Raw genomic sequence first — 11,275 nt, forward strand, 5'->3', positions numbered from 1 at the left:
GGACAAACGCTGTGACCGGCAGGAGGTAAGTGATGACGACCGACAGTGGGACGACCGACAGCGGGACGACCGGCAGCGCGCGGTACCGGATCGAGCACGACTCCATGGGCGAGGTGAGGGTCCCGGCGGACGCCAAGTGGCGGGCCCAGACCCAGCGCGCCGTGGAGAACTTCCCCGTCAGCGGGCAGCGCCTGGAACGCGCGCACATCGAGGCGCTGGGCCGGATCAAGGCCGCGGCGGCGAAGGTCAACGCCGAGCTGGGCGTGATCGACGAGGACGTGGCGGCGGCGGTCGTGGCGGCGGCCGGCGAGGTCGCCGAGGGCCGCTGGGACGACCACTTCCCCGTCGACGTCTTCCAGACCGGCTCCGGCACGTCGTCGAACATGAACGCCAACGAGGTCATCGCCACCCTCGCCACGGAGCGCCTGGGCCGCCCCGTCCACCCCAACGACCACGTCAACGCGAGCCAGTCCTCCAACGACGTCTTCCCGTCCTCCATCCACATCGCCGCGACGGCCGCCGTGACCGGCGAGCTGATCCCGGCGCTGGAGCACCTCGCGGCCGCCCTGGAGCGCAAGGCCGAGGAGTTCGCGGAGGTCGTCAAGGCGGGCCGGACGCATCTGATGGACGCCACGCCCGTGACGCTGGGCCAGGAGTTCGGCGGCTACGCCGCCCAGGTCCGGTACGGCGTCGAGCGGCTGCGCGCCTCGCTGCCCCGGCTCGCCGAACTGCCCCTGGGCGGGACGGCCGTGGGCACCGGCATCAACACCCCGGCCGGCTTCTCCGGCGCGGTCATCGCCGAGGTGGCCCGCACGACGGGGCTGCCGCTGACGGAGGCCCGCGACCACTTCGAGGCGCAGGGCGCGCGGGACGGTCTGGTGGAGACCAGCGGGCAGCTGCGCGTGATCGCCGTGGGCCTGACCAAGATCGCCAACGATCTGCGCTGGATGGGCTCTGGCCCGCGCACCGGGCTCGCGGAGATCGCCCTGCCCGACCTCCAGCCGGGCTCCTCGATCATGCCGGGCAAGGTCAACCCGGTGGTCTGCGAGGCCGTCCTGATGGTCGCCGCGCAGGTCATGGGCAATGACGCGACGGTCGCCACGGCGGGCGCCGCCGGGAACTTCGAGCTCAACGTGATGCTCCCGGTGATGGCGAAGAACCTCCTGGAGTCCGTCCGGCTGCTCGCCAACGTCTCCCGGCTGCTCGCCGACCGCACGATCGACGGCATCACCGCCAACGTCGAGCGGGCGCGCGAGTACGCCGAGTCCTCGCCCTCCGTCGTCACTCCGCTGAACCGGTACATCGGCTACGAGGAGGCCGCGAAGGTGGCCAAGAAGTCCCTTGCGGAGCGGAAGACGATCCGGGAGGTCGTGCTCGAATCGGGCTATGTGGACCGCGGGCTGCTGACGACGGAGCAGCTCGACGAGGCGCTCGACGTCCTGCGCATGACCCGCCCGTAGCCGAAGCCCCTCCGTTCGTCCCTGCGGTATTCGTCCCTGCGGTATTCGTCACGGCGCATAGGTGTCCCCGGCACCTAAGATCTGCGCATGGCAGCGGAGACCACGGACACGACGGGCACGGCGGGCGCGGGTGGCAGCGGGAACGGCCGCTGGGCGCCGGGCGACCAGATCCTCTGGCGCTACCGCGGCAACGCCAGACCGGGCACCGGGGGCGGCATCCACATCTGCCGTCCCGTCACCGTCGTCGAGGACACCGCCGAGCTGCTCGCGGTGTGGATGGCGCCCGGCACGGACTGCGTCAAACCGCTGCTCGCCGACGGCACGCCCGTCCACCGCGAGCCGCTGGCCACGCGCTACACCAAACCGCGGACGACGTCGGTGACCCGCTGGTACGGTCCGGGCGTGCTCAAGCTCGCCCGGCCCGGCGAGCCCTGGTCCGTCTGGCTCTTCTGGGACCTCGACTGGCGCTTCCGGAACTGGTACGTGAACCTCGAGGAACCGCTCGCGCGCTGGGCCGGCGGCGTGGACTCCGAGGACCACTTCCTGGACATCGCCGTCTACCCCGACCGCAGTTGGGAGTGGAAGGACGAGGACGAGTTCGCCCAGGCCCGCCGGGCCGGGCTGATGACGGACGCTCAGGCGGAGCGGGTGCGGGCCGCGGGGCGCGCCGCCGTCGAGCTCGTCGAGGCCTGGGGCCCGCCGTTCACCGCCGGCTGGGAGCGGTGGCGGCCCGACCCGGCGTGGCCGGTGCCGGCGCTCCCCGAGGACTGGGACCGCGCGCCGGTCGACCACCTGCCGGCGGACCGCGCGCCGGTGGACCGTGCGCCGGCGCGCGTTGAGGGCGTGAACCCGGTGTGAACCCGATGTGAGCAGGATGCGAGCCGGTGGGGCGACAGCGTGTGAATCGGGGCCCGAACCGCTTGCCGACTCCCCGCGCGGCAACCGTAGGATCGGCCTCCGCGATACTTCGGTCAGTACGGCACTTCACTCGGTACGGCACTGCACTCAGTACGGCACTGCACTCAGTACGGCACTGCACGACCCGGCACACCGGCACAACGGACAGACAGCACAGCCACAGTCAGCAGGAGGGGCGGAGCCGTGAGCGGTGACGACCAGCGGGACTACGACGGCTTCGCCCTGTTAGGGCTGGACCGCACCGGCCAGGCCGAGGCGTTCGACGCCATCGGCGACCGTTACGACGAGGCGTTCCCGCACAAGGACGGCCAACTGGCCGCCGGCGAGTGGCTGGCCGGGGCCCTGCCGCCCGGCTCCCGGGTCCTGGACCTGGGCTGCGGCACGGGCCTGCCGACGGCCCGGCAACTCGTGGACGCCGGCCATGAGGTCGTCGGCGTCGACCTCTCCCCCGGCATGCTCGACCTCGCCCGCGCCAATGTGCCGGACGCGACCTTCCACCTGGCCGACCTCGCCGATCTGCGCGACGGCCGGCTGGGCGTCTTCGATGGCGCGGCCGCGTTCTTCTCCCTGCTGATGCTGCCGCGCCCGGAGATCCCGCACGCCCTGCGGATGCTGCACGGCCTGCTCAGACCCGGTGGCCTGCTGGCCCTCTCCATGGTCGAGGCCGACGTCGACGACTACGCGATCCCGTTCCTCGGCAGCACGATCCGGGTATCCGGATATCTGCGGGACGAACTGCGCCAGGTCGTGCGGGACGCGGGATTCGACATCGCCGGGGAGAGCTCGTGGGCGTACGCCCCGGCGAGCACGGACGTACCACCCGAGATCCAGCTCTTCCTCGACCTGCGCCGCGTCTGACCCACGTGTGCCCGCCCGCCCCCGGGCGGGCGCACGGCCCCTACGGATGGAACCCCACGCGTGACGGAGCACTCCAACTCCCACGGAAGACCACGGCCCGCGCCGCGCTCCGGCGCCGACGCGCCGGGCGCGCCCGAGCACGCCACCGTGCCCCGGCAGTGCGGCGCCCCGGCCGCCGAAGCGACCCCGGCGGCCCACGGCGCCGCCCACCCGGACCCGGCCGGCCTGCCGGCCGGGTCCGCAGCCCACGAGGCCCACGGCCCGGCGGCCACCGCCGGCCGGGACGACGTACCGGCCCGCCGGAGCCCGGGTGTCGACGCCGACGCGCCGTCCGCGCCTGCGGCAGGCGAGGCACACGCCGTCGCCGGACCCGATGGTGGCGCCGACGAGCCGACGGACGAGACCCACGCCCCGGCCGGCCCCGACGACGGACAGGGGCCCGGCCCCGAAGGACGCGAACGACCCGCGCCCGGCACCGACGAGCCGGCCGACGACGCCCACGGCCCGGCGGAACCGGCCGGGGCCGGAGGCCGGTCGGGCCGCCGCGCGGGCCGGAAGGCGGCGGCCGACGACGCCCAGCGGACCGCCGAGAGCCACGGCCCGGCGGGGCGCCGGCCTGCCCGGAGGACAGCCGCCGCGTCCGGTGACGTGGCCGATGGCCCGGGCGAGGCCATGGCCGACGAGCCGGCCGGGGCCGGAGGCCGGGCGGGCCGTCGCGCGGCCCGGAAGGCGGCGGCCGCCGGGGCCGGGGGCCCCGGCGAGGCCGATGCCGGCGGAACCCCGGGCGGGGCCCCCGGCGTACCGCCGCACGGCGGCAGCGGTGGCGGGGGCGGCATCGGGCCCGCCGACAACGCGCGGGAGCGGGCCGGGACGTCCGGTGGCGGGGAGCGGCTGCGGTTCGTCGGGGCCGCGACACGCCGGATCGCGCGCGGCATCGATCTGGACGAGATCGTGCTGGGGCTGTGCCGGGCGACCGTGCCGACCTTCGCCGACGCCATCCTCGTCTACCTGCGCGACCCCCTGCCCGTCGGCGACGAACGCCCGGTGGGCCCCGTCGTGCTGCGGCTGCGCCGCACCGACCGGCTGCCCGAGTACGTCCAGGCCGGCGAGGCCGCCGTCGAGGGCGAGGCCGCCCCGCCCGACCCGGGGCCGGAGCTCGCCGACTCGGCGGCGGAGCGCTGCGAGGTGCGCATAGGCGGGCCGCTCGCGGAGGTGCTGCGGGGTGTCAGGCCCGTCTTCGGGGACTCCTCAGCCGCGCGGGCGGCCCTGCCCGAGCTCCTCGGCGAAGGCCGGCACGTGCCCGACCGGCACCGCACCATCCTGGCGCCGCTGCGCGGCCGCCGCCGGGTGATCGGCGCGGCCGTGTTCGTCCGCCGCCAGGACCGGCCCGCCTTCGAGGGCGACGACCTGCTGGTCGCCGCGCAACTGGCGACGCACACCGCCCTCGGCGTGGACAAGGCCGTCCTCTACGGCCGCGAGGTCTACATCGCCGACGAGCTCCAGCGCACCATGCTGCCCGACTCCCTCCCCCAGCCCACGGGCGTCCGGCTCGCCAGCCGCTACCTCCCGGCGGCCGAGACCGCCCGGGTCGGCGGCGACTGGTACGACGCGATCCCGCTGCCGGGCAATCGCGTGGCCCTGGTCGTCGGCGACGTCATGGGCCACTCCATGACCTCCGCCGCGATCATGGGCCAGCTGCGCACCACCGCGCAGACCCTCGCGGGCCTGGACCTGCCGCCCCAGGAGGTGCTCCACCACCTCGACGAGCAGGCGCAGCGCCTGGGCAGCGACCGCATGGCCACCTGCCTGTACGCGGTCTACGACCCGGTCGCCCACCGCATCGTCATCGCCAACGCGGGCCATCCGCCGCCGGTCCTGCTCCACCGGGGCGGCCGGGCCGAGGTGCTGCGGGTGCCGCCGGGCGCGCCGATCGGCGTGGGCGGGGTGGACTTCGAGGCCGTGGAGCTGGACGCGCCCGCCGGGGCGACGCTGCTGCTGTACACGGACGGCCTGGTGGAGTCCCGGATACGGGACGTGTGGACCGGCATAGAGCAGCTGCGCGAGCGGCTGATCGACACGGCCCGGCTGACCGGCCCCAACCCGCCGCCGCTGGAGCCGCTGTGCGACGAGGTGCTGGGCATGCTCGGGCCGGGCGACCGGGACGACGACATCGCCCTGCTCGCCGCCCGCTTCGAGGGCATCGCGCCCAGCGACGTCGCGTACTGGTTCCTCGACCCGCGTCCCCAGACGCCCCGCCAGGCCCGTCGGCTGGCCCGCCGGGCGCTCGCCCGCTGGGGTCTGGAGGATCTGACGGACGGGGTGGAGCTGCTGGTCAGCGAGGTGATCACCAATGCCGTGCGGTACGCCGAGCGCCCGATAACGCTGCGGCTGCTGCGTACGGACGTGCTGCGCTGCGAGGTGGGCGACGACGTGCCGCAGCTGCCGCGGCTGCGTCAGGCCAGGCCCTCGGACGAGGGCGGCCGGGGGCTGTACCTGGTGAACAAGATGGCCCGGAGGTGGGGTGCGACGCGGCTGAGCACGGGGAAGGTGGTGTGGTTCGAGCTGCCGCTGCCGGCTCACGGACGGTGACGAGCGCTCACCGGTTCCGGACAGAGTCCGGAGCCCCGTTGCCGACACTTTGTCGGCGCGGTTGACTGGCTCGGACGGAGGGCGGTTCCTCACGCGCCCTCACCGGTCCCCGTCCCGGGAGGCGTCCCATGTCCGACTCGGCGCAGAACACCCCGTACACCACGAACAACGTCGGCATACCGGTGGAGAGCGACGAGCACTCGCTCACCATCGGTGACACCGGCCCCATCCTGCTCCAGGACCACTATCTGATCGAGAAGATGGCCCAGTTCAACCGGGAACGGGTCCCCGAGCGGGTGGTCCACGCCAAGGGCGGCGGCGCCTACGGCACCTTCCAGGTGACCAACGACGTCAGCCAGTTCACCAAGGCCGCTCTCTTCCAGCCCGGCCGGCGGACGGAGATGCTGGCCCGCTTCTCGACCGTGGCCGGCGAGCAGGGCTCCCCGGACACCTGGCGCGACCCCCGCGGCTTCGCGCTCAAGTTCTATACGGAACACGGCAATTACGATCTGGTCGGCAACAACACCCCGGTGTTCTTCGTGCGCGACCCGCAGAAGTTCCAGGACTTCATCCGCTCCCAGAAGCGCCATCCACGCACGGGGCTGCGGAACAACGACATGCAGTGGGACTTCTGGACGCTCTCGCCGGAGTCGGCCCACATGGTCACCTGGCTGATGGGCGACCGGGGCGTCCCGAGGACCTGGCGGCACATGAACGGGTACGGCTCGCACACGTTCATGTGGGTCAACGGCGGCGGCGAGAAATTCTGGATCAAGTACCACATCAAGACCGACCAGGGCATCGAGTTCCTCACCCAGGCGGAGGCCGACGAGCTGGCGGGCGCGGACGCCGACAAGCACCGCCGGGACCTGTACGAGGCCATCGAGGGCGGCGACGCCCCCTCCTGGACCATGTACGTGCAGGTCATGCCGTTCGGTGACGCGGCGGACTACCGCTTCAACCCCTTCGACCTCACCAAGGTCTGGCCGCACGGCGACTACCCGCTGATCGAGGTCGGGCGGATGACGCTCGACCGGAACCCGGAAGACTTCTTCGTCCACATCGAGCAGGCCGCCTTCGAGCCCTCCAACCTGGTGCCCGGCATCGGCCCGTCACCCGACAAGATGCTGCTGGGCCGGCTCTTCTCGTACCCGGACACCCACCGCTACCGGATCGGCCCGAACTACGCCCAGCTCCCGCCCAACCGCCCCCACTCGGCCGTGAACTCGTACGCCAAGGACGGCCCCATGCGCTACGAGCCCGCGAACACGGCCCGCCCGTACGCGCCCAACTCCTACGGCGGCCCGGCCGCCGACACCGCCCGCTTCGGCGAGATCGCGGGCTGGGCGGCCTCGGGCGAGATGGTGCGCGAGGCGTACCGGCTCCACCGCGAGGACGACGACTGGGGCCAGGCCGGCACGATGGTCCGCAAGGTCCTCGACGACGCGGCCCGTGAGCGGCTGGTCTCGAACGTCGCCGGCCATCTGAAGGCGGGCGTGAGCCGCCCCGTCCTGGACCGGGCGTTCCAGTACTGGCGCAACATCGACAAGAACGTCGGCGACGCCATCGCCACCCGCGTCAACGGGACCTGACCGCCCCGCCCGGAAACGGGACCGGCCGCCCTTCCCCCGTGGGGAAGGGCGGCCGGTCCGTCCGGGTCACGGCAGCTGTTGCTGTCCGGCCCCGTTGGAGTGGACGTCGGGGTCCGGCTTGGTGGTGTCGGTCGGGCGGGTGGTGCCCGTCTTCGTCGGGACCGGCTGGGTGGACGGCGAGTGCTTGTCCCCCGTCGGCGTCGGGTCCTTCGACGGCGTCTGCTTGCCCGACGAGGACGGGTCCTTCGACGGCGTCTGCTTGCCCGAGGCGGTCGGCGTCGGCGTGACCTTGCCCTGGCTGGGCGTGCCGGCCGGGGTGCGCGGCGGGGGCGGCGGTGCGTAGCCGTCCTCGGTCTCCAGGTCGAACTTCGACTCGTCGTCGTCACCGAAGACGGCGGAGTTGTACGCGTTCCAGATCTTCGCCGGGTACGTACCACCGTTCACACGGCCGTTGCCACCGGTGTTCATCAGGGTGACCTGCTTGCCGCCCTGGCCCTCACCGAAGAGGCCGACGGTGGTGACCAGGCTGGGCGTGTAGCCCGCGAACCAGGCCGACTTGTCGTCGTCGGACGTACCGGTCTTGCCCGCCACCTGGTAGGCGCCGCTGGCCACCCTGTTGGCCGTACCGTCGTTGACCACCTGGGTCATGACGGAGGTCATGCCGTCGGCGGTGTTGCGGGAGACGACGCGGTCGCCGACGGCGTGGGGCAGCGAGAACTCCTGGCCGCCCTGGGTCGCCGACTTGATGATGCTCGGGGTGACCTTCTTGCCATGGTTGTCGAGCGTGGCGTAGACGCCGGCCATCTCCATCGGGCTCGCACCCATGGCGCCGAGCGCCATGGCCGGGGTCTCCTGGAAGTCGCCCTTCATACCGAGCTCGGTGGCGGTCTTCTTGACCTTGTCCATGCCGACGTCGACGATCATCTGGGCGAAGACGGTGTTGACCGACTTGTTCATCGCTTCCTGGACGGTGATCGAGGGGTTCGAGTAGCCGTCCTCGTTCTCCGGCGCGTAGCCGCCACCGCCGGGGCCGACGACCGCGCGCTTGTCGGTACCGTCGTAGATCGTGCTCGGCGTGACCGGCCGCTTGTCCTGGGTCTTGGACTCGTTCTGCAGGGCGGAGGCCAGGATGATCGGCTTGAACGTCGACGCGGGCTGGTAGTCGGCGCGGGTGGCGTTGCTGATCTGGTGCTGGACGAAGTCCTGGCCGCCGTAGAGCGCCACGACCTTGCCGGTCTTGGGGTCCACGGAGACCGCGCCGGCCTGGACGTGGCCGTCGACCTCACGGGACTTGGGGTCCAGGTCGTCGATCAGCTCGTCCTTGACGGCCTTCTCCAGGGCCTTCTGCTTCTTGGAGTCGATGCTGAGCGTGATGGTCCAGCCGCCCGCCGCGAACTCGCTCTCCTTGCGGCCCTGGGCCGCCAGGTCGCGGATGATCTCGCGCTTGGCCGCCTCGACCAGGTAGCCGTTCTGACCGGAGAGGCCGAGGGCCGCCTTGGGCTTGCCGGGCTCCTTGAACGTCATGCGCTGACGCTCGTCGGGCTTGAGCCACTTCTGCTCGACCATCTTGTCGAGGACGTAGCCCCAGCGGGCCTTGGCGTTCGCCTTGCCGGCCTCGGTGGCGGTGGCCCAGTCGTACTGGCTCGGCGCCTGCAGCAGGGCGGCCAGGTAGGCGCCCTCCTCCAGGGTGACCTTGTCGATGTCCTTGTTGTAGTACGCCCGCGCGGCGGCCTGGATGCCGTAGGCGCCACGGCCGTAGTAGCTGGTGTTGAGGTAGCCCTCGAGGATGTCGTCCTTGGACTTCTCGTCCTGGACCTTCAGCGAGATGATCAGCTCCTTCACCTTGCGGGTGACGGTCTGACGCTGGTCCAGGTAGTAGTTCTTGACGTACTGCTGGGTGATCGTCGAACCACCCTGCTTGCCACGGCCCATGACCGTGTTGACGATGCCTCGGGCGGTGCCCTTCAGGTCGACGCCGGGGTCGTTGTAGAAGTTCTTGTTCTCCGCGGCGACCACCGCGTGCTGAACGACCACGGGGACCTTCGACAGCGGGACTTCCTCGCGGTTGACCTCACCGATGCGGGCGATGGTCTTGCCGTCGCTGGTCTTGTAGATGTTGCTCTGCAGCTTGGCCGCCGAGTTGCCCTTCGGCACGTCCACATAGAGGTAGAGCGCGTAGAACGTGCCCAGCCCGAGGGCTATGACGGCCACGAAGTAGGCCAGCAGCATCTTCCATGTGAAGAACCGGCGTATGCCCTTCTTCTTGGGCTTCCCGCCGCCCTGTTCGGGGCGACCGCCCTTCTTCTGCGCCCGTCGCGCTTCCGCTCGGCCCATCTCTCCCGTAGCTCCAGTCCGTCCGCCCCCAACCCAGCTCACGAAGCTAACACCGCAACTGTCATCAAACGCCCATCGATCACGGCAATAACGGACGTGACATACAGCACCCCGGTTGGCGGGAACCGGGCACGGAGTCGTGCGGAAAACCGTACAGGGCCTCGATCCGCCGCTTAATGTGCTATCACTTTGATAGGGCCGCACGGCGGCTCCCACGACCGAACGAAACGGGGGACCCTCATGTCCGAAGCCATGGCCACCGCGACCTCGCGACCACGCATCCACGAGCACCCGGCCGCCGACATCGGCGGCGGCACGGCCCTGACGCTGGGCCTCCTGGGCCTGCTCGCCGGCGCGGGCACCATCGCCACCGGCGCCGCCACCAGCTCCCACGTGGCCGGCGGGGTGACGGCCGCGCTGGTCGCGGGCGGCATCCTGATCGGCCTGGCCTCGCTCGTCGCGATGTCCGGGCTGTGCACCGTCGCCCCGGGCCAGGCCCAGGTCGTCCAGCTCTTCGGCCGCTACCGGGGCACCATCCGCACCGAGGGCCTGCGCTGGGTCAACCCGTTCACCAGCCGCGAGAAGCTCTCCACCCGGGTCCGCAACCACGAGACCGCCGTACTGAAGGTCAACGACGCCTACGGCAACCCCATCGAGCTGGCCGCCGTCGTCGTGTGGCGGGTCGAGGACACCGCGCAGGCGATGTTCGAGGTGGAGGACTTCCAGGAGTTCGTCGCCACCCAGACCGAGGCGGCCGTCCGCCACATCGCCATCGAGTACCCCTACGACGCCCACGACGAGGACGCCCTCTCCCTGCGCGGCAACGCCGAGGAGATCACCGAGAAGCTGGCCCAGGAGCTCCACGAGCGCGTCGAGGCGGCCGGCGTGCGCATCATCGAGTCGCGCTTCACCCACCTCGCCTACGCCCCGGAGATCGCCTCGGCGATGCTCCAGCGCCAGCAGGCGGGCGCGGTCGTCGCGGCCCGCAAGATGATCGTCGAGGGCGCGGTGGGCATGGTCGAGATGGCGCTGGAGCGCATCACCGAGCAGGACATCGTGGAACTGGACGACGAGCGGAAGGCGGCGATGGTGAGCAATCTGATGGTGGTGCTGTGCGGTGACCGGGCCGCCCAGCCCGTGCTGAACACCGGCACCCTCTACCAGTGACGGAGGAAGCGGAGCCGGACCGGCCCGCGCGGCGGCCGCAGCAGCGCAAACAGGTGCTGCTGCGGCTCGACCCGTCGGTCCACGACGCGCTGGCCCGCTGGGCGGGCGAGGAGCTGCGCAGCGCCAACGCCCAGATCGAGTTCCTCCTGCGCAAGGCCCTCGCGGACGCGGGCCGGCTGCCCAAGGACGTGACCGCGATCCGCAGACGCGGGCGTCCACCGAAGGCGGAGTAGCGGTCCTGACGCGGTCGTACGCACCGGACACCGGAGTGCGTACGGCCGCTCCGGCCGCTCCCGGCGCCGACGGCGGCGCGGCCGCCGTCCCGGCCGGCGCAAGGCGCCGCCACCGGCCCGCAAC

At 72.0% G+C, this 11,275-nt stretch carries 8 protein-coding genes; 7 read left to right on the forward strand and 1 reads right to left on the reverse strand.

The genetic code is table 11. The annotated features are described in order from the left end of the window. Positions 1–32: 32 nt before the first annotated feature. The 5 genes from IE096_RS13485 (at position 33) to IE096_RS13505 (ending at position 7,417) form a co-directional block, all read left to right on the forward strand. Positions 33–1,460, forward strand: a complete 1,428-nt coding sequence (locus IE096_RS13485) for a class II fumarate hydratase (protein WP_189451653.1) — start codon at positions 33–35, stop codon at positions 1,458–1,460. An 87-nt stretch (positions 1,461–1,547) separates the two neighbouring features. Then, positions 1,548–2,318 (forward strand): cytidylyl-2-hydroxypropylphosphonate hydrolase, encoded by a 771-nt coding sequence (gene fomD, locus IE096_RS13490; RefSeq protein ID WP_189451654.1) that lies wholly within the window; start codon positions 1,548–1,550, stop codon positions 2,316–2,318. 243 nt (positions 2,319–2,561) lie between these two features. Continuing rightward, positions 2,562–3,236, forward strand: coding sequence for a class I SAM-dependent DNA methyltransferase (locus IE096_RS13495; protein WP_189451655.1), 675 nt, complete (start codon positions 2,562–2,564; stop codon positions 3,234–3,236). Between the two features lie 60 nt (positions 3,237–3,296). Beyond that, positions 3,297–5,825, forward strand: coding sequence for an ATP-binding SpoIIE family protein phosphatase (locus tag IE096_RS13500; RefSeq protein WP_189451656.1), 2,529 nt, complete (start codon positions 3,297–3,299; stop codon positions 5,823–5,825). A gap of 128 nt (positions 5,826–5,953) precedes the next feature. Next, the gene (locus IE096_RS13505; RefSeq protein ID WP_189451657.1) at positions 5,954–7,417 is read left to right on the forward strand and encodes a catalase; all 1,464 of its coding nucleotides are present in this window, start codon (positions 5,954–5,956) and stop codon (positions 7,415–7,417) included. Positions 7,418–7,483: 66 nt separating this feature from the next. Here IE096_RS13505 and IE096_RS13510 read toward each other — a convergent pair whose 3' ends face one another. Beyond that, on the reverse strand, positions 7,484–9,751 hold the full coding sequence (locus tag IE096_RS13510; protein WP_189451658.1) for a transglycosylase domain-containing protein: 2,268 nt from the start codon (positions 9,749–9,751) through the stop codon (positions 7,484–7,486). 240 nt (positions 9,752–9,991) lie between these two features. On the opposite strand from IE096_RS13510, the gene IE096_RS13515 reads away from it, so the two are divergent. Both IE096_RS13515 and IE096_RS13520 read left to right on the forward strand, forming a co-directional pair. After that, positions 9,992–10,918, forward strand: a complete 927-nt coding sequence (locus IE096_RS13515) for an SPFH domain-containing protein (protein ID WP_189451659.1) — start codon at positions 9,992–9,994, stop codon at positions 10,916–10,918. Then, entirely contained in the window at positions 10,915–11,151 is a 237-nt protein-coding gene (locus tag IE096_RS13520) for a type II toxin-antitoxin system antitoxin (protein ID WP_189451660.1), read from the forward strand. The genes IE096_RS13515 and IE096_RS13520 overlap by 4 nt, the downstream gene beginning before the upstream one ends. The last annotated feature ends 124 nt before the right edge of the window (positions 11,152–11,275 follow it).

Origin of the sequence: Streptomyces abikoensis (genome assembly GCF_014648775.1) — a bacterium.
GTDB lineage: Bacteria > Actinomycetota > Actinomycetes > Streptomycetales > Streptomycetaceae > Streptomyces > Streptomyces abikoensis.

Bases quoted from the DNA above. Each gene is read 5' to 3' on its own strand.
- IE096_RS13485 (WP_189451653.1), top strand. From the start codon at position 33: ATGACGACCGACAGTGGGACGACCGACAGCGGGACGACCGGCAGCGCG.
- IE096_RS13505 (WP_189451657.1), top strand. From the start codon at position 5,954: ATGTCCGACTCGGCGCAGAACACCCCGTACACCACGAACAACGTCGGC.
- IE096_RS13515 (WP_189451659.1), top strand. From the start codon at position 9,992: ATGTCCGAAGCCATGGCCACCGCGACCTCGCGACCACGCATCCACGAG.
- fomD (WP_189451654.1), top strand. From the start codon at position 1,548: ATGGCAGCGGAGACCACGGACACGACGGGCACGGCGGGCGCGGGTGGC.
- IE096_RS13510 (WP_189451658.1), bottom strand. From the start codon at position 9,751: ATGGGCCGAGCGGAAGCGCGACGGGCGCAGAAGAAGGGCGGTCGCCCC.